Annotated in this window: 22 protein-coding genes; 7 read left to right on the forward strand and 15 right to left on the reverse strand. The window is 68.2% G+C overall.

Annotated features, from left to right (window positions below):
* Window positions 1–3: 3 nt before the first annotated feature.
* From EV653_RS35890 to EV653_RS35915, 6 genes are all read right to left on the reverse strand, one after another.
* Window positions 4–1,005 (reverse strand): proline racemase family protein, encoded by a 1,002-nt coding sequence (locus tag EV653_RS35890; RefSeq protein WP_134110102.1) that lies wholly within the window; start codon window positions 1,003–1,005, stop codon window positions 4–6.
* Window positions 1,002–1,904 carry a dihydrodipicolinate synthase family protein gene (locus EV653_RS35895; RefSeq protein WP_134110105.1) on the reverse strand — a complete coding sequence of 301 codons (903 nt, stop codon included), beginning with the start codon at window positions 1,902–1,904 and terminating at the stop codon, window positions 1,002–1,004. The genes EV653_RS35890 and EV653_RS35895 overlap by 4 nt, the downstream gene beginning before the upstream one ends.
* On the reverse strand, window positions 1,901–3,655 hold the full coding sequence (locus tag EV653_RS35900) for a 2Fe-2S iron-sulfur cluster-binding protein (RefSeq protein ID WP_134110108.1): 1,755 nt from the start codon (window positions 3,653–3,655) through the stop codon (window positions 1,901–1,903). Before EV653_RS35900 ends, EV653_RS35895 begins: the two co-directional genes overlap by 4 nt.
* A complete protein-coding gene (locus tag EV653_RS35905) occupies window positions 3,652–4,812 on the reverse strand; it encodes an NAD(P)/FAD-dependent oxidoreductase (protein ID WP_134110110.1) in 1,161 nt (386 codons plus the stop codon). Before EV653_RS35905 ends, EV653_RS35900 begins: the two co-directional genes overlap by 4 nt.
* A 109-nt stretch (window positions 4,813–4,921) precedes the next feature.
* Window positions 4,922–5,506, reverse strand: coding sequence for a helix-turn-helix domain-containing protein (locus EV653_RS35910; protein WP_238160726.1), 585 nt, complete (start codon window positions 5,504–5,506; stop codon window positions 4,922–4,924).
* Window positions 5,507–5,658: 152 nt separating this feature from the next.
* Window positions 5,659–6,711, reverse strand: a complete 1,053-nt coding sequence (locus tag EV653_RS35915) for an SDR family oxidoreductase (RefSeq protein WP_134110116.1) — start codon at window positions 6,709–6,711, stop codon at window positions 5,659–5,661.
* 71 nt (window positions 6,712–6,782) lie between these two features.
* On the opposite strand from EV653_RS35915, the gene EV653_RS35920 reads away from it, so the two are divergent.
* Together EV653_RS35920 and EV653_RS35925 are read left to right on the forward strand one after the other, a co-directional pair.
* The gene (locus EV653_RS35920; RefSeq protein WP_134110119.1) at window positions 6,783–7,676 is read left to right on the forward strand and encodes a LysR family transcriptional regulator; all 894 of its coding nucleotides are present in this window, start codon (window positions 6,783–6,785) and stop codon (window positions 7,674–7,676) included.
* On the forward strand, window positions 7,676–8,629 hold the full coding sequence (locus tag EV653_RS35925; RefSeq protein WP_134110122.1) for a cation diffusion facilitator family transporter: 954 nt from the start codon (window positions 7,676–7,678) through the stop codon (window positions 8,627–8,629). Before EV653_RS35920 ends, EV653_RS35925 begins: the two co-directional genes overlap by 1 nt.
* Here the strand turns inward: EV653_RS35925 and EV653_RS35930 are convergent.
* Window positions 8,595–8,783 carry a DUF3099 domain-containing protein gene (locus tag EV653_RS35930; RefSeq protein WP_134110125.1) on the reverse strand — a complete coding sequence of 63 codons (189 nt, stop codon included), beginning with the start codon at window positions 8,781–8,783 and terminating at the stop codon, window positions 8,595–8,597. The genes EV653_RS35925 and EV653_RS35930 overlap by 35 nt on opposite strands.
* A gap of 1 nt (window position 8,784) precedes the next feature.
* On the reverse strand, window positions 8,785–9,234 hold the full coding sequence (locus tag EV653_RS35935; RefSeq protein WP_134110128.1) for a MarR family winged helix-turn-helix transcriptional regulator: 450 nt from the start codon (window positions 9,232–9,234) through the stop codon (window positions 8,785–8,787).
* A gap of 123 nt (window positions 9,235–9,357) precedes the next feature.
* Between EV653_RS35935 and EV653_RS35940 the strand changes: the two genes are divergently transcribed.
* Window positions 9,358–10,587, forward strand: coding sequence for an MFS transporter (locus tag EV653_RS35940; protein WP_134110130.1), 1,230 nt, complete (start codon window positions 9,358–9,360; stop codon window positions 10,585–10,587).
* Here the strand turns inward: EV653_RS35940 and EV653_RS35945 are convergent.
* The gene (locus EV653_RS35945) at window positions 10,483–11,583 is read right to left on the reverse strand and encodes a dienelactone hydrolase family protein (protein WP_134110133.1); all 1,101 of its coding nucleotides are present in this window, start codon (window positions 11,581–11,583) and stop codon (window positions 10,483–10,485) included. The two genes, EV653_RS35940 and EV653_RS35945, sit on opposite strands and share 105 nt — an antisense overlap.
* Before the next feature lie 64 nt (window positions 11,584–11,647).
* Between EV653_RS35945 and EV653_RS35950 the strand changes: the two genes are divergently transcribed.
* The gene (locus tag EV653_RS35950; RefSeq protein ID WP_134110136.1) at window positions 11,648–12,355 is read left to right on the forward strand and encodes a TetR/AcrR family transcriptional regulator; all 708 of its coding nucleotides are present in this window, start codon (window positions 11,648–11,650) and stop codon (window positions 12,353–12,355) included.
* Here the strand turns inward: EV653_RS35950 and EV653_RS35955 are convergent.
* From EV653_RS35955 to EV653_RS35965, 3 genes are read right to left on the reverse strand one after another with little or no spacing between them, the layout of a single operon-like run.
* Window positions 12,352–13,665 carry a dihydrolipoamide acetyltransferase family protein gene (locus EV653_RS35955; RefSeq protein WP_134110139.1) on the reverse strand — a complete coding sequence of 438 codons (1,314 nt, stop codon included), beginning with the start codon at window positions 13,663–13,665 and terminating at the stop codon, window positions 12,352–12,354. The genes EV653_RS35950 and EV653_RS35955 overlap by 4 nt on opposite strands.
* Window positions 13,662–14,648 carry an alpha-ketoacid dehydrogenase subunit beta gene (locus EV653_RS35960; RefSeq protein WP_134110142.1) on the reverse strand — a complete coding sequence of 329 codons (987 nt, stop codon included), beginning with the start codon at window positions 14,646–14,648 and terminating at the stop codon, window positions 13,662–13,664. The genes EV653_RS35955 and EV653_RS35960 overlap by 4 nt, the downstream gene beginning before the upstream one ends.
* 4 nt (window positions 14,649–14,652) lie before the next feature.
* Complete coding sequence (locus EV653_RS35965; protein WP_134110145.1) at window positions 14,653–15,741, reverse strand: thiamine pyrophosphate-dependent dehydrogenase E1 component subunit alpha; 1,089 nt, start codon at window positions 15,739–15,741, stop codon at window positions 14,653–14,655.
* A 120-nt stretch (window positions 15,742–15,861) separates the two neighbouring features.
* On the opposite strand from EV653_RS35965, the gene EV653_RS35970 reads away from it, so the two are divergent.
* Complete coding sequence (locus tag EV653_RS35970; protein ID WP_134110148.1) at window positions 15,862–16,350, forward strand: Lrp/AsnC family transcriptional regulator; 489 nt, start codon at window positions 15,862–15,864, stop codon at window positions 16,348–16,350.
* On the opposite strand, the gene EV653_RS35975 is transcribed toward EV653_RS35970, so the two are convergent.
* A complete protein-coding gene (locus EV653_RS35975; RefSeq protein ID WP_134110151.1) occupies window positions 16,347–17,312 on the reverse strand; it encodes a LacI family DNA-binding transcriptional regulator in 966 nt (321 codons plus the stop codon). The two genes, EV653_RS35970 and EV653_RS35975, sit on opposite strands and share 4 nt — an antisense overlap.
* Before the next feature lie 79 nt (window positions 17,313–17,391).
* Between EV653_RS35975 and EV653_RS35980 the strand changes: the two genes are divergently transcribed.
* Window positions 17,392–18,708, forward strand: coding sequence for a Gfo/Idh/MocA family protein (locus EV653_RS35980; RefSeq protein ID WP_238160678.1), 1,317 nt, complete (start codon window positions 17,392–17,394; stop codon window positions 18,706–18,708).
* A gap of 44 nt (window positions 18,709–18,752) precedes the next feature.
* Here the strand turns inward: EV653_RS35980 and EV653_RS35985 are convergent, their stop codons facing one another.
* A complete protein-coding gene (locus EV653_RS35985; RefSeq protein WP_134110154.1) occupies window positions 18,753–19,706 on the reverse strand; it encodes a hypothetical protein in 954 nt (317 codons plus the stop codon).
* Between the two features lie 75 nt (window positions 19,707–19,781).
* On the reverse strand, window positions 19,782–20,786 hold the full coding sequence (locus EV653_RS35990) for a magnesium and cobalt transport protein CorA (protein ID WP_134110157.1): 1,005 nt from the start codon (window positions 20,784–20,786) through the stop codon (window positions 19,782–19,784).
* A 90-nt stretch (window positions 20,787–20,876) separates the two neighbouring features.
* Here EV653_RS35990 and EV653_RS35995 point away from each other — a divergent pair, with 90 nt between their 5' ends.
* Entirely contained in the window at window positions 20,877–21,839 is a 963-nt protein-coding gene (locus EV653_RS35995; RefSeq protein WP_238160679.1) for a 2-hydroxyacid dehydrogenase, read from the forward strand.
* The last annotated feature ends 291 nt before the right edge of the window (window positions 21,840–22,130 follow it).

Raw genomic sequence — 22,130 nt, forward strand, 5'->3', positions numbered from 1 at the left:
GGCCTACAGCACGAAGCCGGTTGGGAAGGGGTCGTCGGGGTCCAGCAGGTAGTTGGCGGTGCCGGTGATCCAGGCTCGGCCGGTGACAGTAGGTACGACGGCGGGGTGCGGGCCGACTGTCGTTTCCTCGATCAGGCGGCCGGTGAAGCGGGTGCCGATGAAGGACTCGTTGACGAAGTCGGTGTCGAGCGGGAGCTCGCCGCGGGCGTGGAGCTGGGCCATGCGGGCCGACGTACCGGTGCCGCAGGGTGAGCGGTCGAACCAGCCCGGGTGGATCGCCATCGCGTTGCGGGAATCGGCGCCGTCGTCACCAGGCGCGGTGAACTGGACGTGCTTGCAGCCGTTGATGCCCGGGTCGAGCGGATGGACCGGGCGGTCGGCGGCGTTGATCGCGTCCATGATGTCCAGGCCGGCCCGCAGGATGCGGTCCTTCTCGGCGCGATCGAACGGGATCCCGAGCTGCTCCAGCGGCAGGATCGCGTAGAAGTTCCCGCCGTACGCCAGGTCGTACCTGACCTTCCCCAGTCCGGGCACGTCGACCGAGGCGTCCAAGGCATGCGAGTACGACGGGACGTTTCGCAACGTCACATGCTCCGCCCGACCGTTGCTCACGGCAACATCTACGACGACAAGTCCGGCGGGCGTGTCGAGCCGCACCTGCGTGACCGGCTCGGTCACCTCGACCATGCCGGACTCGACCAGCACGGTCGCGACGCCGATCGTGCCGTGACCGCACATCGGCAGCAGGCCGGAGACCTCGATGTACAACACGCCCCAATCCGCATCGGAACGCGTCGGCGGCTGCAGGATCGCTCCGCTCATCGCGGCGTGACCACGCGGCTCGTTCATCAGGAACAACCGAAGGTCGTCCAGGTGCTTGATGAAGTACTCACGCTTCTCGGCCATCGTCGCCCCCGGGACAACGCCGACCCCGCCGGTGACGACGCGGGTCGGCATGCCCTCGGTGTGCGAATCGATCGCGGAGATCGTCCGGACGGACCTCATCGCAGAGACTCCACGGCTTTCTTCATGTCCTGCTCCAGTTGGGCGACGTGCTCGGGAATCAGCGGTCCACGCGGCGGCCGGCACGGTCCGCCGTACCGACCGACGTAGTCCATGCCGTACTTGATCGCCTGGACGAACTCGGTCCGTGAATCCCAGCGGAAGGCTGCGACGAGTGGCTCGTACAGCGCGCGGGCCTCTTCCAGCTTGCCCTCCACAGCCAGGTCGTACAAACGGACCGATTCCTTCGGGAACACGTTCGGGAAGCCGGCGAACCAGCCGGTCGCACCCATCAGCAGCGCCTCGAGCGTGAGGTCGTCGGCGCCCGCGATCACGGCCAGGTCCGGCGCGAGCTCGCGGATCTCCAGGATCCGGCGGACGTCACCGGAGAACTCCTTCACCGCGACGATGTTCTCGATCCCGGCGATCTCGGCGAGCAGGTCCGGGGTCAGGTCGACCTTGGTGTCGATCGGGTTGTTGTAGACCATCACCGGCAGCCCGGCCTTCGCGACCTCGGTGAAGTGGTTGATCACCTCGCCACGGTTCGCCCGGTACATCGTCGGCGGCAGGCACAGTACGCCGTCCGCTCCGTCCTCGGCCGCCTTCTCCGCCCACGCGCGCGCCTGGTGCGAACCGACACCGTGGACGCCGACGACCACGACGCCGTCGTCACCGACCGCCTCGATCGCGGTCCTCGCCACGGCGCGCCGCTCGTCGTCCGTCAGCGACGAGTACTCGCCGAGCGACCCGTTCGGCCCGACGCCACGGCAGCCGTTGTCCACCAGCCAGCGGCAATGCTCGGCGTACTTGTCCAGGTCCGGCCGCAACCCCGCCGGCGCCGACGCGTCCTCGGCGTACGGCAACGCGGTCGCAACGATCACGCCGTCCAACTTCTCGCTCATGGGTTCTCCTCGACTTGAGCCAGATCGCGCAGCCGCACTGGTACGGCGATCGGTCGTTTCATGCTTGGTTTCGGTACGTCGCCCGGCGCGGCCAGCAAAGCGGCGACGGTGCGCGAACACACCCGTCCCTGGCACATCCCCAGCCCCGCGCGACTGCTGAGCTTCATTGCCCGGCCGTCGTCGAGACCGCGCTCCCCGGCGACGGTCTCGAGCTCTCCCCGCGTGACTTCCTCGCAGCGGCAGACGATCGTGTCCGCGTCGCTCCAGCTCTTCCATCCGTCCTGGACCGGATAAGCCTTCGCCAACGCCACCGCAAACCGCCGCCCCCGAACCACAGCCGCCGAATCCAAGGAAGACGAGCCCGCTGCATCGGGGTGTCGTGCGAGGGCGTGCTGGGCTGCTGCGGCGCCGGCCAGGGTGCCTTCTGCGGTGGAGAGGGCGGCGCCACCGATTCCGGTGAGCTCGCCTGCGGCGTAGACACCGGGCGTGGTGGTCTGCTGGTTGGCGTCGACGGCAACCGCCGGCCCGCCATCGGGACCAGTGGTGAGGTTGCAGCGAGCCGAGACCGCCAGCTCCAGGTTGGCGGTAAAGCCGAAGCCGACGCACACCGCGTCAACCTCCACACGTCGCTCACTACCGGGGATGGGCCGCCACGTCGAGTCGAGGCGCGCGATAGTCACGGCCTCGACGTGGCACGTGCCGTGCGCGGCAATCACCGTCCAGCCATGCCGGAGCGGCACGCGATGCCGAGCGAGCAGAGCGCCGTACCCAAGCGCCTCTTTGAGCTTGCCAGGGGCAACCAATGGGTCAGTCGCCCAGCCCTTGCGCACGGTCTTCAGCGAGTTGGCCTCGAGCAACGCAACGACCTCCGCACCCACACCGAGCAGCGACTCCGCCACCGGCAGCAGGAACGGACCGGTGCCTGCGACCAGGACGCGTTGCCCGACCGCGATGCGTTGTCCCTTGGCCAACGCCTGCGCTGCACCTGCTGTGTAGACACCGGGTAGATCCCAACCAGGGAAGGGAAGCACACGGTCGTAGGCGCCGGTCGCCAGCACTACGGCCCTCGCATCGATCGGGAACGGCTGGCGACCGGCCGCGTCCGCAGGGCCTTGCTGCGCCCAGAGGCGAAGGTCCTCGATCGCCCAGATCGAGGTGTCCGGGAGGTGAGTGATCCGCGGATGACTACCGAGCACGTCGCGCTGAGCCGCGAACGTCTTCCACTCATGCTGAAGCCGGTCCGGCCGATGCGCGGCGAACTCCTCGGGAAGCTGCCGGTTGTACTGCCCGCCGATCGACCGGCCGTTGTCGACCAGCAGCACCTCAGCGCCGGCCTCCGCAGCAGCAAGCGCGGCCGCGACACCCGCCGGACCAGCACCCACGACGACAATCTCCGCCGACATCGCAGAATGCACGACGGTCTCAGACTCCGACGTAGCAGGCAGAACTGCGCCTGTCTGCGTCGTGATCGCGTCGCCGGTCGCGATCGTCCGCTGACAGGCGCGCACGTCGGCAAGACCGTTGACGGTCACCAGACAGTCCTGACACGCCCCGATCCCGCAGAAGATCCCGCGAGGACGGTCGTGGACCCTAGTCGTCCGCCACGTGTCACGACCGTTCGCAAGCAGTACGGCGGCCACGGTCTGACCGGCATGAGCCGTGACCGGATGTCCGTCGACCGTGACGTCCACCGCAGACGGCGCACCGACCTCAGCCGGATCGCCGGAGCGGGAGCGAAGATAGGCACTCATGATGCGATCACCGCCGGTCGGTCGACGCGGAACGGTGATGGGTCGACGTGTGGCGTGAGGCCAAGGAACAGCTCGGTGATCAACCGACCCGTCGAAGGTGCAAGTCCGATGCCGGCGCCCTCGTGCCCGGTCGCGTGCCACAGCCCGACCACTCGCGGATCCGCACCGATGACCGGCAGGTGATCCGGCGCGTAGGGGCGGAACCCGCCGTACGCGCGCATCACCGGCACATCGCCGAGGAACGGGAACAGCCCGACTGCCTTCCGCGCCAGCTCCCGCAGCACCCGCACCCTGACCGCCTCGTCGAACCCGATCCGCTCCCGGCTCGACCCGATCAGCACCGTCCCGGCGCCCGTCGACTCCACCACCGTCGAGGTCTGCAACTCGGCATCGCCGCTCCCGACCGCGCCGACATAGTCCGCGTCGTACACCTTGTGGCGCACGGACTCCGGCAACGGTGCGGTCACCAGGATCATCCCGCGCCGCGGCAGCACCTCGATCGGCGCGCCCGCCGCCGCGCCGAAGGCTCCGGCCCACGGTCCGCACGCGTTGAGCACTGCCCCACAAGCGATGTCGCCGTCGGAGGTATCCACGCCGACCACGCGTCCGCGCGACTGCCGCACCCCGAGCGCGGTGACCCCCGATCTCACCTCGCCACCGCGCTCGCGGACGGCCGCCAGCAGAGCCGTCGCAGCCAGCACCGGCTGCACCTGCGCATCGTCGGGGTAGTGCACCCCGATCGTCACTCGGCGCGTGATCAGCGGCTCGAGGTCGAACACCTCAGCCGGCGTGATCACCTGCGCCGCGACACCGGCCTCCTGCTGCTTCGCCGCGAAGGCGGTCAACGGCTCGGGATCACCCGTCGCCACCACCACGCCACCCTTGGCTTCCCACTCGATGTCGGCGACCTGCTCGGGCAGGCGCCCGCGCACGACGTCCCACTCCGCACGCGACGCGACTGCCAGATCGAGCTCGGGCCCCGGCTCCTTGTCCGACACCAGCACATTGCCCTCGCCCGACGCCGTCGTCCCCGCGGCCGGTCCGTCGCGGTCGATGACCAGCACCCGCACGCCGGCCGCCGACAACGCCTCTGCGCACGCCGCCCCGACCATGCCCGCGCCGACCACCACTACATCGGGTGTCGCGGACCGGTGCATGGCGGCTCTCCTCGAAGACGTTCGCTAAAATGAACGATATCGAGAGTACGCGTGGTGCCGACGACCGGTCAATGCACTCAACCGGACCTCTCCTGGACTTCTCCCGGAACTATCCCGGCAGATGCGGCCCACCGGCCGCCGTCGGGTACACATCCGGCGGATATTCGAGCAGCAGCACCGACCGCACCGGACCGTCGACAGCCTCGTAGCCGTGCGGTCCGGCGGCCCGGAAAGCCAGGTAGTCACCCGGCCCCAGTTCCTCGGTCTGCCCATGTGTACTGACGCGCAGCCGACCAGTCAGGACGATGTGGTGCTCGGTCCCCGGATGCCCGTCGGAGTGCTGGACCGCATCCGGCCGGATCTCCTGGTTGTAGATCTCGAACAGCCCGCCCGGATGCTCGAGCCGCCGCAGCATCCGCAGATCAATCGCCTCACCGGACAGTACGTCGACATCCGCGGACCGCACGAGGACCAGGTCGGACGCCGGTGACTCGGCCAGAAGAGCGGACACCGGTACGCCGAGAGCGTTCGACAAACTGAACACTGTCTCGATCGTCGGGTTACCCGCACCGGACTCGAGCTGCGAGAGCGTGCCCTTCGCGATCCCGGACCGCCGGGCCAGTTCGGACAGCGAGATGCCCTGCTCGTCCCGCCGCGCCCGCAGGTTGGTCCCGAGCAGCTTTCCCGCACCCATCGCCGTCACAGCCCGGAGCATGCCATATTGAACGGCCGCGCCTCCGGCACGGCGGGTCGCGGGGCCTTGGCTCCCCGTCCTTCCCTCGTCGCTCCGGTCGCTTCGCTCCCTGCGCTCCTCAGTCCAGGACGGGAGGCCCCGCGACCACTACGTCACGGGATGACGCGGCGTTGCCGTAGCTCGGCGAAGACGTCGTAGAACATCTGCTCCGTCTGGACGTACTCGTGGAAGCCGGCTCGCCGCGACTTCGAGGAGTCGGCGAAGAAGTCGTAGTCCCATCCGAACACGAAGTCCGCGAACGGCCACGACGACACCTCGGCGAAGGACGTCGTGGTCAGCCCGTGGCCGGCCTGCATCTCCTTCCACAGCGGCTCCTTGTCGGCCATCACGTCCTGCAACGACATCTGCAGCGGCGGCGCCGCTTCGAGTCCGAACCAGGCCGCCAGCCGGGGCCACAACTCCCTCCACCGGAACAGGTCGCCGTTCGTGATGTTGAACGCCTGGTTCGCCGCGGCCGGCGCGGTCGCCGCCCAGACCGTTGCCTTCGCCAACAACCCCGCATCGGTCACTTCGAGCAGGGCGTCGTACGCACCAGGCTTTCCAGGAAAGCGCAGCGGTACGCCGAGCTCCTTGGAGATCGACGCGTACACAGCGATCGCGACCGCGAGGTTCATCGGATTCCCCAACGCCGCGCCACCGACGACGGACGGCCGCAACGCCGACCAGGTCCACGCCTTGCCCTGCTGCCGCTCCTCCAGGAACCGTTGCTGGTCGACGTTGAACTCCGGCGGCAGATGCGGCGGGTCGTCCTCCCGCGCCGGCGTCTTGAACGGCCCGAGATGCGCGCCGTACACCTTGTAGCCCTGCATCAGGCTCACGTGCCGCAGCTCGCGCGCCACCGGCTCGATCGCGTCCACGACGTTCACGAGCATCGCGAGATTCGGCGCCACGAGTTCGGCCCAGGTCGGCCGGTCCTGGTAGGCGACGTAGAACACGTGCGTCACGTCGGACAGTCCCGAGAGTCGGGTCCGCGTGTCGTCCGGATCGAGCAGGTCGACAGCAACGTGACGGACGCGACCGGGTACGTCGACACCGCCGCGACGGGACAGGCCGATCACCCGCCAGTCCGGCAGCGAGGCCAGATGTTCGACCAGATTCGTCCCGATGACACCCCGGGCACCCACGACCAACGCGACGTTCTCCATGTCCGACAGCCTTGCTGACCTGCGCGAATAAAACCAAGGCATAGTTTTCACCAAAGCCATAAGCTCAGATCATGGCAACGCTGAGGCAGCTCGAGTACTTCGTCACGGTCGTCGACGAAAGCTCCTTCACGAAGGCCGCCGAGCTCCTGCACGTCACCCAGCCGGCGCTCTCACATCAGATCCGCACGCTCGAACGCTCAGCCGGCGGACCGCTGCTCGAGCGGCTCCCCCGCACGGTCCGCCTCACCCCGACCGGCCGCGCGATGCTCCCGCACGCGCGCGCTGCCCTCGCCGATGCCGAGCGCGCCCGTTGCGCCGCCCGTCAGGCCGCAGGGCTCGAGGTCGGCGAACTGCAGATCGCGACGCTCTACTCGCTCACCCTCGGCGTCCTCCCGGCCGCACTACGCCGATGGCGACAGACGCATCCGGACGTCGGCATCCGGCTCTTCGAGCACCGCCATACCGAGGAGCTCGTCGAGGCTATGAACGCCGGCGAAGCCGACGTCGCTGTCGGAGCTGAGCCGACCGACTGGTCTGGCGTCACCCGCACGCTCGGCACCGAAGAGCTCGTCGTCGTGGTTGCTTCCGACGATCCCGCCGCCACCGGGGACACCATCAAACTGCAGGACCTCGCTGACCGCGCATGGGTCCACTACGCGCCCGGCCACGGACTCGCAGACGTCCTCGACCACGCGTGCGCACAGGCGGGCTTCGAGCCGCGGATCGCCGTACGGACGGAGCAGACCGCTGCCGCGCCGGCTCTTGCCGCCGCCGGTCTCGGACCTGCTCTGGTCCCCGACAACATCCTGGACGGCAACCTGCCGAGAGGTAGCCACGTCCTCCGCCTGGATCCACCGGTCCGTCGCACGCTCACGGCGTACACCCGTGGCGAACCCGATCCGCTGGCCGCGGCGTTCATCGATGTCCTCGTTTGGGGTGAGCACGCCGCGGGCACGCGGAGGTGATGGCTGACGAAGAGTCCGACGCAACAGTCCTTGTGGCCGGTACGGCGAACCTGGCGATCGCAATCGCGAAGATCGTCGCCGGGCTGCTGTCCGGATCGACCGCGCTGCTCGCCGAGGCAGCGCACTCTGTCGCGGACACGCTCAACCAGGTGTTCCTGCTGGCGGCGCTGCACCGCAGCCGCAAGCCGGCCGATGCCCGGCATCCGTTCGGCTATGGCATGGAGCGGTACTTCTGGTCCCTGCTCGCCGCGGTGGGCATTCTCGTCCTGGGCGCCGGCTTCTCGATCACCGAGGGCCTGCGCTCGATCTTTGCGCCTTCGCCGATCGCCGCGCTGGCCGTGATCTATCCGGTGCTGGCGATCTCGTTCGTGTTCGAGGGAAGCTCCTGGCTGCGAGCGGTGCTCCAGCTCCGGCGGGAGGCCCGGGAAGCCGGCGTACCGATCCTCACGCACGTGCGCAGTGCCGAGCCGGCCGTGAAGACCGTGGCCTTCGAGGACTCGGCGGCGCTGATCGGACTGCTCATCGCAGCGGCCGGCGTGACGTTGGCAGTCGTCACCGGCCATCACATCTGGGACGGCGCGGCGTCGATCGCCATCGGCCTGCTGCTGATCGTGGTCGCCTTCACGCTCGGCCGGGACAACATGACCATGCTGATCGGACGTGCGCTACCGGCCGACACCCAACGCGAACTACGAGAGCTGATCACGAGGACGCCGGGCATCGACGAAGTACTCGATCTGCTCACTCTGCAGCTCGCACCCGACCAGGTCCTCGTCGTCGCGGCGGTTGACCTGGACGACTCCGAGACGACGGGCGCTGCCGTCGAACAGCTCGCCGAGAAGATCGACGCACAGGTCCGGGAGGCGTTCCCGATGGTGCGGCACCTCTACCTCGACCCGACGCCCGCGGACGCACACGTCAGCGCTGATCGTGACCCCAGTTCGCGACGATGACGGCAATCGGCGGCAGTACGGCGGCTACCGCGCTCATCCCGATCGCGACCGGGATCGAGAACAGCCGGACGACGAACCACGCCAGCCCGATCAGCGCGAGGCAGCTGCCCATCAGCCAGTAGTAGGCCTTCCGGTTGTTCCACCCGCGCGCCATCTCACACCGCCAGCGACAGCTTCCCGAGGGCGTCGACCAGCGGCGAGAGCTCGGGCAGCTCGGAGGCGTTCTTCAGGGCAGACGTCAGTACGGCGTCGTGGGTGGGCTGCGCCTTGTCGAGCAGCTCGCGGCCGGCCTCGGTGACCTCGGTGTAGATGCCACGCCGGTCTGTCGGGCACAGGTACCGCTGCAGCAGCTTGCGGTCCTCCAGCCGGTTCACCAGGCGGGTAGTCGCGGACTGGCTGAGCACCACAGCATTGGACAGCTGGTTCATCCGCAGGTGGTAGTCGTCCTGCCGCGCCAGCACGTCCAGCACGCTGTACTCACTCACGGACAGGCCGTGCTGCTTCTGCAACGCGCGCTCGAGCTCGTCCTCGATCCGGGCATGCAGCGCCGCCAGGGTGCGCCACCCCTGCGCCCGCGCCTCCGCGGCGTCATCCGGTAGTCCCACGACACCTCCACTTGAACATCACGCTTGCATGCGCAATCATAGCGCTTATGCAATAGCCCGCGTGTGCAACTATCGCGCACGCCGGTAACAGTCATAAGGCTACATTCAAGGAGATTCCGCGTCATGCCTGCTGCCCTCCTGGCCCTGGCGATCGGTGCGTTCGGGATCGGCACGACCGAGTTCGTCATCATGGGTCTGCTGCCCGACGTCGCGACCGATTTCGGCGTCAGCATCCCGTCCGCCGGTCTGCTCATCTCCGGCTACGCGCTCGGCGTCGTGATCGGTGCTCCGCTGCTCACCGCGATCGGCTCGAAGGTCTCCCGCAAGACCGTGCTGATCGCGCTGATGGGCGTGTTCATCGCGGGCAACCTGGTGTCCGCGCTCGCTCCGTCGTACGGCGTTCTGATGACCGGGCGGATCGTTGCGGCGCTGTCGCACGGCGCGTTCTTCGGAGTCGGATCGGTTGTCGCCGCGTCGCTCGTACCGAAGGCGAAGCAGGCAAGTGCGATCGCGCTGATGTTCACCGGACTCACAGTGGCCAACGTGCTCGGCGTACCAGGCGGGACTGCGCTCGGACAGCACTTCGGCTGGCGATCGACGTTCTGGGCCGTCACTGCGCTCGGCGTGGTCGGTCTGCTCGGCATCGTGTTCTTGGTACCGCGACAGGGCACCGCTGAAGGGCCGGGGTTGCGGACCGAGCTGGCTGTGTTCAAGAACGTTCAGGTGTGGCTGGCACTGGCCATGACTGCGCTGGGCTTCGCTGGAGTGTTCGCGTCGTTCACCTACATCGCACCGATGATGACCGGCGTCGCGGGCTTCTCTGCGGGCTCGGTGACCTGGCTGCTCGTGCTGTTCGGCGCTGGGCTCGTCGTAGGCAACCTGCTGGGTGGCAAGGCAGCAGACCGGTCGCTGATGCCGAGTCTCTACCTGATCCTGGCACTACTGGCCGCTGTGCTGGTCGCCTTCGTGTTCACGGCCCACGCCAAGCTCCCGTCCGCCGTGACGATCGCCCTCTTCGGCGCAGCGGGCTTCGCCACGGTCGCTCCGCTGCAGAAGCGCGTGATGGACAAGGCCAAGGGTGCTCCAGCGCTGGCGTCCGCAGCCAACATCGCCGCGTTCAACCTGGGCAACGCAGCCGGCGCATACCTCGGTGGACTGACCATCGAGCACGGCCTCGGCTACGCCGCCCCCAACTGGGTCGGCGCCGCCCTCGCAGTCTCCGGTCTGCTCGTTGCTCTCGTCTCCGGCCTACTTGACCGCAAGGACGTCACGCAGCCAGGTGAACGCGGCGGCCTGCATCGCCCGGTCGAACTTGTGGGGCCCGTCGAAGAACTGACCGACGTACGACGCTGAGGACCCGGCGGCGGCGTAGTGCGCCGAGATGCGCTCATGCGCCGCCTCCTCACCGCCCAGCGGAAACAGCTCGTCATGCCGGTTGTACTGCACCAGGAGCGGCGCCGGAGCCTGGCAGGCGGCGACGTCCGACCAGTCGACCTGCGGCGGGAACATGCGAGGCATCAGCATCCAGGTGTGCGACACGACGTTCTGGTCGAGCAACGAGTTGTACGTGCCCATCATCCCGACCACGACGGCAGCAGTCAGCTCGCTGCTCGTTGCCCGTAGCAACGCAGACCGGCAACCGCCGCCGGACAGTCCGATGCTGGCAGTCCGGTCGGTGGTGTCGTCGCGGCCGCGCAGGTAGTCCAGCGCGATCCGGTCCTCCCGCGCCACGACGGCGGCGAACGTCGTACCCAGCAGGGTGCAGTACTTCTCGACCAGGTGCTCGTGACGGCCGGCTGCTGCGTTGTACGCGGCGGCGTCTCCGTCCACCGCGTCCTCCCGGACCTGCGGCGGCATCTCCGCCAAGGGGAAACGGCGGCTGCCCCAGCAGAAGGCATCCGGCGCCATGACGACGTACCCCTGGGCCGCGAGGTCGTTGGCGTAGGCGCGGCCCTCGTAGTACTGCTCTCGCAGCGCCCGCACTTCGGCAGCGGGCTCCTCGTCGGTGTCGGCGATCTTCTCGCGGCCGTAGTACTTGAAGCCGTCATGACCGTGCAGAGCGAGTACGCCGGGCAGCGGGCCGGTAGCGTCTGCGGGTTTCAGCACCCGCGCACGAGTCCGCGGGCCGAAACCGACGGAGTACGAGATCTCCTCGCCCACCAGCCCGTCCGCCGTCCAGCGCCGCTCGATGCGCACGTCCGACGGCCCGTCGTCGTCACCAGCGGTTGACACCATCCGCCGCACGATCTCGCGAACCTGATCCGCGGCCGGCTGCGCGGACTCGCGCACAGCCGGCGCGCTCGCGTGCTCGATCCAGTCGCCGTAGACACCCAAGTGTGTGGAGCTCATCCCCGCAGCCTGTCACGACCTTGGTCGGCTGAAACGGTGTGTTTGATTGTGACACACTGTTTCAGTGCGAGAAGCTGATCGGCGATCGGTGCTGGGATCGGTGTGGCTGCGGGACGAGCCGGAGCCGACGCGGGCGCGACTGAGCCGGGACGACATCGTCCGGACCGCGATCCGGGTGCTGGACCGCGAGGGCCTCGACAGGTTCTCGATGCGGATGATGGCGGCCGAGTTGGACGCGGCCGCGACGTCGGCGCTGTACTGGCGGATCGCGACCAAGGACGACCTGCTCGAGCTCGTGGTCGACGAGATCTTCGCGGACGCGCTCGTACCGCCGCCCGAGCGCGGCGATTGGCGCGACCACGTCACCGTCGTCGTCCAGGCGGCGTACGACGCTCTGTGCGAGCACTCGTGGGCTGCGCGACTGCTCGCCTCCCACGGCGCGCTCGGGCCGAACTACAACGCGCTCATCGATCGGGTGGAGTCCGTCCTGGACGCGGCCGGCTTCAAAGGGACGCACCTGGACTCCGCGGTGTCCGCGATCTTCCACTACCTGGTCGGCTCCGCGGTCACCGATTCGGCCTGGCTCTCCGTCGTACGCCGCAGCGGCATGGACGAATCGCGCTGGGCCACCGAGTCGGCCGGCCGGATGGGCGTCGACGCCACCCACCTCGCTGCATACCTCAACCGCAAGAGCCGCTCCGGCCCGGAGGCTCGCTTCGCCTCCGGACTCCGGGTCATCCTGATCGGCCTGAGGCCGCGTCAACTCTCCTAGAGGTCCGCGAACACCGAGGCCGGGTTCTCGAAGGCGTCGGCGACGAAGCGGAGGAAGGCGGCTGCAGTGCCGCCGTCGCAGACGCGGTGGTCGAAGACGAGGGACAGTTGGGTGAGCTTGCGGATGGCGAGCTCGCCGTTCACCACCCACGGGCGATCGATGATCCGGCCGACGCCGAGAATCGCGACCTGTGGATGGTTGATGATCGCCGCGCTGCCGTCGACACCGAAGCTGCCGTAGTTGTTCAGCGTGAACGTCCCCGACGTCAGCTCCTGCTGGGTCAGCTTGCCGTCCCGTGCCGATTCGGTCAGCCTTCGGATCTCGACGTCCAGCCCACGGGTGGTCAGGGCGTGCGCGTTGGCGACGGCGGGTACGACGAGACCGCGGTCCGTCTGCGCAGCGAGGCCGAGGTTCACGCCGTCGTACTGGACGAGCTCCTCGCGCTCGGTGTCGACGTACCCGTTGAGCTCCGGGTACTTGAGCAGGCCTGCGACGACGAAGCGGGCCATCAGGGCAAGCAGGCCCGGTCCGGGGTCTGTTGCTGAGCGCAACGATGCGCGCAGGTCCATGAGTGCGGTCGCGTCTACGTCGACCCAGGTGGTGGCCTCGGGGATCTCGGCGCGGCTCCGGGTCAGCGTTGCGACGACGGCCTTGCGGAAGCCGCTCATCGGCGTACGGCGCAGCTCCCGCAGACCCGTTCGCGTCGACGCGGGCTGGGTCTCCTGTGCGGCCTGCGTCTGCTGCGCGGCCGGGGCGAGTTGGGTGCGGCGGGCGATGGCCAGCTCGACATCCCGGCGGACGATCAGCCCGTCCGGACCTGAGCCCTCGAGCGCACGCAGATCGACCTCGGCGTCCCGCGCCAACCGCCGTACCAGCGGCGAGATCACCAACGGCACCCGCCTGTGCTCCGGCCCCTCGCTCTGCGGAACATTTTTCGCAGCAGGCGGCAGATTGTTTCCGTAAACCGCCGACCGCGGCTTCCGCCGTCGCCCCGCACCAGAGATCTCGCTGGTCCCGTAGCCCACCAGGACGTTGCCCGAGCCGGCGCGTTCTTCCTCGCGGTATGCCTCTCCCGCCGGATCGCCAACCGTGATGAGCGGCTTGCCGACCGGGATCGTCGTACCGGGTTCGCCGTGGAGCTCCTCGATGACACCGGCGTACGGCGACGGCAGCTCGACGATCGACTTCGCGGTCTCGACCTCCGCGACCGGCGTGTCGACGACGACCACGTCGCCGACCTTCACCAGCCAGCGAACGATCTCGGCCTCGGTCAGCCCTTCACCGAGGTCGGGGAGAAGAAACGTGTTCACGAGTCCTCCCACTGCAGGTCGTCCACCGCGTCGAGGATCCGGTCGACGCTCGGCAGCTGGTACTTCTCCAGCTTCGGTGGCGGGAACGGGATGTCGAACGCGGTCACCCGCCGCACCGGCGCCGCCAGCGAGTGGAAGCACTTCTCGGTGACCCGGGCAACGATCTCGGACGACACGCTCGCGAAGCCGCTCGCCTCGGCAACCACGACCGCCCGGCCGGTACGCCGTACCGCCGCGCACACGGTCTCGTCGTCGAACGGCACGACCGAGCGCAGATCCACCACGGTCAGCTGACGCCCTTCGGCTGCCGCGACCTCGGCCGCTTCGAGCGCGACCGGCAGCGCGGGGCCATAGGCAATCAACGTCGCGTCCGCGCCTTCACGCCGTACGACGGCCGTGCCGATGCCCGGCTGGTCCTCGGTGAGGTCGACCTCTTCCTTGGCCCAGTAGAGCTTCTTCGGCTCCATGAACACCACGGGATCGGGGAACTCGATTGCCTTGCGCAACAACCCGTACGCGTCCGCGACCGTTGCCGGGGTCACCACTGTCAGCCCGGGCGTGTGCGCGAAGTAGCTCTCGGACGAGTCGCTGTGGTGCTCGACGCCGCCGATGCCTCCGCCGTAGGGGATCCGGATGACCATCGGCAGCTGAACGCGTCCGCGGGTCCGGTTGCGCATCTTCGCCACGTGCGAGACGACCTGCTCGAACGCCGGGTACCCGAACGCGTCGAACTGCATCTCGACGACCGGGCGCATCCCGTTCATCGCCATGCCGACCGCCATACCGACGATGCCGGCCTCGGCCAACGGGGTGTCGAAGCAACGATTCTCGCCGAACTCCGCGGTCAGCCCGTCGGTGATCCGGAAGACACCGCCGAGCGCGCCGACGTCCTCGCCGAACATCACGACCGTGTCGTCCGCGTGCATCGCGTCCCGCAACGCCTGGTTGAGCGCCTGGGCCATCGAGATCTTCGTGTGCGTCATGGCGTCAGGCCTCCTCTCGCGCCAGCTCGTCACGCAGGAACGCCGCCTGCTCGCGCAGCTGCTGGGTCTCCTCGGCGTACAGGTACTTGAACAGATCCGCCGGGTCCACCTCGGGCTCCGGCATCAGGCCGTCGCGCAGCTGTGTCGCTACCTCGGCGGCCTTGGCCTCTGCCTGCCGGCGTACGTCGTCGTCCAGCCAGTCCTGCTGCTCGAGGTACGTCGTCAGCCGCTGGATCGGATCGCGGTCCAGCCACGGCGTGACCTCGTCGTCCTGGCGGTAGCGGGTCGCGTCGTCGGCGTTGGTGTGCGCCTGCACGCGGTACGTGTGCGCCTCGACCAGCTGCGGGCCTTCCCCTGCGCGGGCCTTCTCCACAGCCTGTCCGAGTACGGCGAGCAGGCCGGCCAGATCGTTGCCGTCGGCCCGTTCGCCCGGTACGCCGTACCCGACGCCCTTGTGAGCAAGGGACGGCGCGGCGCTCTGCTTGGCAAGCGGGACGGAGATGGCGTACTCGTTGTTCTGGATGAAGAACACGACCGGCGCGTGGAACACGGCCGCGAAGTTCAGCGCCTCGTGAAAGTCGCCCTCGCTCGTACCGCCGTCGCCGACGAGCGCCATCACCACCGTGTCCTCACCCTTCAGGCGCGCCGCGTGCGCGACGCCGACCGCATGCGGCAGTTGGGTCGCGAGCGGGGTCGACTGCGGCGCGACCTTATGCGCGTACGGGTCGTAGCCCGAGTGCCAGTCGCCGCGGAGCAGTGTCAGGGTCTCGATCGGGTCGACACCGCGGCTCACGATCGAGACCGAGTCGCGGTACGTCGGGAACAGCCAGTCTCCCTCTTTGAGGACCATCGTCGCCGCGACCTGACAAGCCTCCTGCCCGTGCGAGGACGGGTAGACCGCAAGGCGGCCCTGGCGGACGAGCGCACTCGCCTGGTCGTTGAAACGGCGGCCACGGATCAACTCTGTGTAGCCGTCGAGCAGAGCAGCCTTGGTGGGCAGCTCGTACGACGGGTGTTCGTGCGGCAGACCGTTCTGATCGATCAGACAAACGGGTTCCGCGGAGGGGAGCAAACGCTCCTCGACGGTAGTCATGGACCCTCCAGCGCAGGAGACGGACGGTAGCCACATCGTCCTGCCTCCTGGCCAAGTGGATCTATAGCTGGAAGAATTGAGAGACGTTTGGCCCGGGTCGCCGCATCAGGAGGTCGCACAATGTCCGACGAGGCGATGGTCCACCGGGCCGGTCCTGGACAGATTGTCGTCGCTCCCGCGCTCGACGAGATCGATCGGCAGATCATCGAGGCTCTCGGACGCGACGGACGGCTGTCGATCCGGGCTCTCGCCGACGAGGTGCACATCTCCCGGGCGAACGCCTACGCGCGGGTCGAGCGCCTCACGAACACCGGGGTGATCACCGGCTTCACCGTGACTGTCGATCCGCTTCGGCTCGGGCTCGCGACGTCTGCGTACGTCACGCTCAGTCTGCGCCAGAGCTCGTGGCGAACCCTCCGGAAGCAACTCCAGGCGATCCCGGAGATCAAGCACATGGCTCTCGTCGGAGGCGACTTCGACGCCATCCTGCTGGTCCGAGCCGCCGACAACGAAGGCCTACGCCGCCTGGTCCTGGAGAAACTCCAAGCCATCCCCGAGGTACTGGCGACCCGCACCGCACTGATCTTCGAAGACGTAGGAACCCTTTAACAGCCGCACGACCTGCGCAGGATCAGTTCGGTTGGAAAGGTCAGCGCCTCGACCGCTCCTTCACCTTCGATCAAGCGGCGTACTGCCTCTTGGGCGAGGTGTTCGAGGGGCTGGCGGACGACGGTAAGCGGGGGCCAGGTGTACTCAGTCTCACGGGTGCCGTCGAAGGCCACGACTGCGACATCCTCAGGGACGCGAAGACCGGCCTCGTGCAGGGCTCGCAGAACACCAATGGCCTGCAGATCTGAGCTGGCAAAGATCGCCGTTGGGCGCGGGACGGCGTCCACGAGTTGGCGGCCGGCCGTGTAACCACCCTCGCGAGAGAACGCCGCGCGGGCGATCGGTCCCGCGGGAAGGCCGGCTGCCTCGAGGGCGTCCTGCCAGCCGAGTTCGCGTTCTGGGCGGCCGGTGCCGCCGATGACCAGGCCTATTACTTGGTGACCGTGTTCCACCAGGTGCTCGACCCCGTGGCGGGCGCCTTCGCGATACGCGGGGCGGACCGAGCTGACCGTCGGTAGCACGCGGTTGATTGCGATCGCGGGCACCTCGGCGTCGCTCAGGTCTGGGTCCTCGTGGGGCGCTACCAGCAGCAGTCCGCTCACCTGGCGCGCGAGGAGTTCGGCGATCTTGGCGCGTTCGGTGGCTGGATCGCCGTCGGCGCTGGTCTGCAGTACGACGTACCCGCGGGACGCCGCCTCCCGGTCGATCGCCTTGGCCAGCTCTGCGAACAGCGGATTCCCGCCGTCGGGGGTGATGAGGCCGAACGTCCGCGTCGTACCCATCCTCAGCGCGCGCGCCGTCGCGTTCGGGCGGTACCCGAGCGCGCGGATCGCCTCCAGGACCCGCTCGCGCGTTTCGGGAGCGACCTTGCGCGGACCCTCGTTGACCACGTAGCTGACGACGGCCGTGCTGACCCCGGCGTACTCCGCCACGTCGTTGCGCGTGACCGGTTCCTTCGGCATGCACTGATGGTACGACGGTTGACCGCCGTGGAAAGCGGTTGCTAGCGTGTGTCGTCTACACGAGTAGAAGGAGACCGCCGTGGCCAGACGCTATGCCGTCGCCGGAACCGGATCGCGGGCCCAGTCATACATCCGCGCGATGTTCCAGGCACACCCCGAGGAAGCCGAGCTCGTTGCCCTGCTCGACCCGAACCCGGGCCGGCTCGCGTTCCACCAGCGGCTCGTCACCGAGCTCGGCGGCCCGGAGCTCCCGCAGTACGGCGCCGACGACCTGGAGCGGATGGTCAAGGAGCAGTCCGTCGACCGCGTCGTGGTGACGAGCCCCGACTACACGCATGCGTCGGTCGTGTCGCGGCTGTTGCGCGCCGGCGCGGACGTGATCGTGGAGAAGCCGCTGACGATCAACGCCGAGGGGACGCGGCAGATCGTCGACGCGATGAACGAGTCGGGCAAGTCCGTCGTCGTCACCTTCAACTACCGCTACTCGCCGCGGAACAGCGCGCTCCGCCAGGTGATCGCCGACGGCGAGATCGGTAAGGTCACGAGCGTCGAGTTCCAGTGGGTGCTCGACACCCGGCACGGCGCGGACTACTTCCGCCGCTGGCACCGCGAGAAGCTGAACTCGGGTGGCCTGCTGGTCCACAAGGCGTCCCACCACTTCGACCTGGTGAACTGGTGGATAGCCTCGTCGCCGACCCGGGTCTTCGCGTCCGGCGGATTGTTCTTCTACGGCGACGAGAACGCTGCGGCTCGGGGCCTCGGGCAACGACCGGAGCGCGGAACGATCGATGGATCGGCCAACGATCCGTGGTTGCTTGACCTGCGCAACGATGACACCAACCGGCAGTTGTACTACGAGAGCGAGAAGTACGACGGGTACCTGCGCGACCAGGATGTGTTCGGTCCGGGGATCACGATCGAGGACAACATGTCCGTGATCGCGGAATACGCGAACGGCGCGCGGCTGAGCTACTCACTCAACGCGCACTCGCCGTGGGAGGGGTACCGCGTGTCGGTCAACGGCACCCTCGGCCGTGCTGAGCTTGAGGTTGTCGAACGCGCCGCGGTCGTTGACGACCAGATCGACCCGAGCTACCCGTCCGACCGCGTGATTGCCGGCGACGTTCGTACCAACGGCGAGCGGCTGGTTCTGCAGAAGCACTGGGCCACGGCGGTCGAGGTCGAGATCCCGCGCGGCGAAGGCGGTCACGGCGGCGGTGACCGTCTCCTCTACACCGATCTGTTCGTAGGACCGACCAACGACCCGCTCGCCCGCGCCGCGGACGTCAACGACGGCGTACGAGCCGTTGCCGTAGGCATCGCCGCGAACCAGTCCCTTGCGACCGGTCAGCCGGTCACAGTCGCCGACCTGAACCTGGGCGGCTGGTCGTCCTAGCATCGGTGGGGTAGCGGGCGGAATCCGGCCGCTACCCCACTCGATTACTTGCGGAACTGGCCCGGGCCGAGGACCGACCAGCCCTTCGCGGTTGGAGTCTTGATCGAGGTAATGGGCATCGAGAACGTGTGCACCAGCCGGTTCGGGCGGCTGATCGCCCAGAAGGTCGGGTGGCGCGGGTCCGAGCGGTCCCACGCGATGCCCTGGCCCTGGACGTCGGGCAGGTTGACGGTCGCGATCCAGCGCAGCTCGGAGCCGGCCGTCGGCAGCTCCATCACGTACGCCTCACCGAGGTCGTGACCGGTCAGCCAGAGTCGGCCGTCAGGGCCCCACGAGCCGCCCGAGTTCGACATAGGCTTGAACCGGTCCAGGATCTGCTTCGGGATCGTGTACGACGCGAGCGGCTCGAACTTGTCGTTGAGCTTCACGATCTGGGTGTTGTACGTCTGACCGTACGGCTCGCCGGTCTCGTCCGAGACGTCGTCGTAGTTCGCGAACCCGGCCCACCATGCGCCGTCGTGCCGGTCCAGCCAGGTGAGCGAGCCGCGGTAGATGCCGAACGAGTACGAGTCGATGTGCCGCATCGTCCTGGTGTCGAACACCTCGATCGAGCTCTCCATCGGCCAGTCGGAGTAGTTCGAGTGGACGGCGTACAGCTTGTTGCCGAGGACCATGCCGCTGTCCATGTGGATGAACGGGCCGTCCTCATCACCGGCGAACTGCAGCAGCGGCTCGCCTGTGTGGCGGTCGTGCTTGGTGATCGTGGTGTTGTTGACCGCGTAGAAGTACTTCGCGTCGACCGCGACCGCTTGGTTCGCGTCGAAGGCGGGGTACGACTTCAGCGGGATGGCGTCGTACGTCGGCGGCTCGGCAGCGGCGGCCGCCATACCAGACTGTTTGGTATGGACCTGGGCGACGGGAAGCGCGGCCGAGGCGGGCGGGAGCGCGACGGCGGCCAGCACGGTCGACGCCGCGATGAGGGCGGGGAGCTTTCGCATCACAACCTCCGAGGGGATGGATCCTGCTCCCCCGACCCTCGTTTCACCGTTGGAACGGCGCGTGAATCTGATGCGTCAGGAGGCTTGCCGTCGGGCTGTTCGTTGGCGGCGGAACCAGATCGCGAGCGCGATGCACGGCACTACCAGCCCGCCGATGCCCAGCACGAGGAAGTCCCACTCGGCGTTGATGTGGTCGATCAGCCAGCCGAAGTTCTGTCCGAAGAATCCGGTCAGGAAGGTCAGCGGCAGGAAGACCGTGGCCAGCTTGGTGAGCTGTTCCATGGACGCGTTCTGCCGGACGCTGACCTTGGTCTGCTCGACGCCGATCACGGCCATATTCGCCTCGAGGACCGTGGCGAGCAGGTCGCGCTGGGCGGCGACCTCCTCGTTCACCAGCACGAGGTGGTCGTGCACGTCGCGGAAGTACGGCAGCAGGGCGGTGTCGCGGGCGCCGCGCTCGATCGTCGCGAGGACGGCGAGCAGCGGGTGGACCGCGCGGTAGAAGTCGGTGACCTCGCGACGGAGGAAGTAGATCTGCTCGGTCGGCGCGACGGCACCGGCGAACACCGTCTGCTCGACCCGCTCGATGTCGCGTTCGAGTTCGGCGACGACCGGTCCGTAGCTGTCGACGACCTGGTCCAGAATCGCCCACAGCACCGAACTCGTCCCGCACTCGAGCAGCTCAGGGCGTTGCTCGAGCCGGATCCGCGCGCCGTGCAGGTCGCTGGCGACACCTTGACGGACCGTGATCACGAACGACGGCCCGACGAAGACGCTCACCTCGCCGAAGTCCACTTCCTTGCGCTCGTCGTCGTACCGGGCGGTCCGAAGGATGACCAGTTCGACCTCACCGGCGTACGGCTCGACCTTGGGCCGGAGATGGAAGGTCTGCGCGTCCTCGACGGCCAGCTCGTGCAGGCCGAAACTCTGTCTCGTCTGGGCGAGTTCCTCGGCCGTGGGCTCGAACATGCCCAACCAGACGAACCCACCCTGCTGACAGCGGGCAGCAGCATCCTCGACCGACATCGCCTCGACGTGCTGGCGGCGTCCGTCCCGGTAGTAAGCGCAGTCGATGATCATGGTGACCTCCTCCCCCGATCGTCGTACGCGCGGCCGATAGGAAATAGGGTTGACCGGGAAAGCAGTGGTGAACATCCGTGAGGAGATGCCGTGGGACTGCCAGTCGTACTCATGCCCGGCCCGATGCACCCCGCCGTCGCTGAGGGCCTCGCCGACCACTGCGAGCTGATCCGGCTCTGGGAGGAGAGCGACCCGGACGCCGTACTCGCGGCCCGCCGGGACGAGATCGTTGCCGTCGCCACCGGTGGTACGACGATCGACGGCCCGTTCCTCGACCAGCTCCCCGCCGTACGCCTGGTCGCGAGCTTCGGTGTCGGGTACGACCGCATCGACGCGGCCGCTGCTGCAGCGCGTGGCGTCGTGGTCACGAACACGCCTGGGGTGCTGGACAACGAGGTCGCCGACACGGCACTCGGCCTGCTGCTGATGACCGTGCGCGAACTGGGACGAGCCGAGCAGTACCTCCGCGAAGGCAAGTGGGCCGAGGGCCGCCCGTACCCGTTGACCCCCGCAACGATGCACGGCCGCCGGATGGGCATCCTCGGCCTCGGCCGCATCGGCCAAGCCATCGCGGACCGCGTCCAGCCCTTCGGCGTCACCGTTGCCTACCACAACCGCCACCCGAAGGACGTCTCCTACCAGTACTACTCGTCGCTGACCGAAATGGCCGCCGACGTAGACATCCTGATGATCGTCATCCCCGGCGGCGACAACACCCGCCACCTGGTCGACGCCTCGGTCCTCAAAGCACTGGGCCCCGACGGCATCCTGATCAACGTGGCCCGCGGCACGGTCGTCGACGAGCAGGCTTTGGTGGACGCGCTCCGCACCAACACAATCCTCTCCGCCGGCTTGGACGTCTTCGAACACGAACCCAAGGTCCACCCCGACCTGCTCACCCTCCCCAACGCCGTCCTCCTCCCCCACGTAGGCTCCGCCACCATCCCCACCCGCACCGCCATGGCCAACCTCGTCGTCGCCAACATCCACCACTGGCTGTCCGACGGCACCCCCCTCACCCCGGTCCCCGAATCCACCAAGCTCCTGAAGTAGCCCACCGACGTACTACGGCCAACCCCACCTGCCGACGTACGACAGCGAGCCCCATCTGCCGACGTACTCCGGTGAGGCCCCCCATCCCCCGTACTCCGGTCGAGCCCACCTGCCCGTGTTCTACGGCCAACCCCACGCCGACGTACGACTGCGAGCCCCGCCTGCCCGCGCACTGCGGTCGACCCGCGTGCCGACGTACGACGGCCAAGCCCGACTGCCGACGCACGACAATGAGCCCCACCGAACGCCGCGATCCGGCCGTTGTCCTCCTCGTGCCGACGTACTCCGATT

Origin of the sequence: Kribbella pratensis, assembly GCF_004365355.1 — a bacterium.
Taxonomy (GTDB): Bacteria; Actinomycetota; Actinomycetes; order Propionibacteriales; family Kribbellaceae; genus Kribbella.

Coding starts and splice junctions, on each gene's coding strand:
- EV653_RS35910 (WP_238160726.1), bottom strand. CDS start 5,506: ATGGGTGCGGGAAAGCTGCTCGGGACCAACCTGCGGGCGCGGCGGGAC.
- EV653_RS35930 (WP_134110125.1), bottom strand. CDS start 8,783: ATGGCGCGCGGGTGGAACAACCGGAAGGCCTACTACTGGCTGATGGGC.
- EV653_RS35960 (WP_134110142.1), bottom strand. CDS start 14,648: ATGACGCACACGAAGATCTCGATGGCCCAGGCGCTCAACCAGGCGTTG.
- EV653_RS35985 (WP_134110154.1), bottom strand. CDS start 19,706: ATGCGAAAGCTCCCCGCCCTCATCGCGGCGTCGACCGTGCTGGCCGCC.
- EV653_RS35975 (WP_134110151.1), bottom strand. CDS start 17,312: ATGCCGAAGGAACCGGTCACGCGCAACGACGTGGCGGAGTACGCCGGG.
- EV653_RS35925 (WP_134110122.1), top strand. CDS start 7,676: ATGGCTGACGAAGAGTCCGACGCAACAGTCCTTGTGGCCGGTACGGCG.
- EV653_RS35945 (WP_134110133.1), bottom strand. CDS start 11,583: ATGAGCTCCACACACTTGGGTGTCTACGGCGACTGGATCGAGCACGCG.
- EV653_RS35965 (WP_134110145.1), bottom strand. CDS start 15,741: ATGACTACCGTCGAGGAGCGTTTGCTCCCCTCCGCGGAACCCGTTTGT.
- EV653_RS35990 (WP_134110157.1), bottom strand. CDS start 20,786: ATGATCATCGACTGCGCTTACTACCGGGACGGACGCCGCCAGCACGTC.
- EV653_RS35915 (WP_134110116.1), bottom strand. CDS start 6,711: ATGGAGAACGTCGCGTTGGTCGTGGGTGCCCGGGGTGTCATCGGGACG.
- EV653_RS35940 (WP_134110130.1), top strand. CDS start 9,358: ATGCCTGCTGCCCTCCTGGCCCTGGCGATCGGTGCGTTCGGGATCGGC.
- EV653_RS35970 (WP_134110148.1), top strand. CDS start 15,862: ATGTCCGACGAGGCGATGGTCCACCGGGCCGGTCCTGGACAGATTGTC.
- EV653_RS35895 (WP_134110105.1), bottom strand. CDS start 1,904: ATGAGCGAGAAGTTGGACGGCGTGATCGTTGCGACCGCGTTGCCGTAC.
- EV653_RS35920 (WP_134110119.1), top strand. CDS start 6,783: ATGGCAACGCTGAGGCAGCTCGAGTACTTCGTCACGGTCGTCGACGAA.
- EV653_RS35900 (WP_134110108.1), bottom strand. CDS start 3,655: ATGAGTGCCTATCTTCGCTCCCGCTCCGGCGATCCGGCTGAGGTCGGT.
- EV653_RS35905 (WP_134110110.1), bottom strand. CDS start 4,812: ATGCACCGGTCCGCGACACCCGATGTAGTGGTGGTCGGCGCGGGCATG.
- EV653_RS35890 (WP_134110102.1), bottom strand. CDS start 1,005: ATGAGGTCCGTCCGGACGATCTCCGCGATCGATTCGCACACCGAGGGC.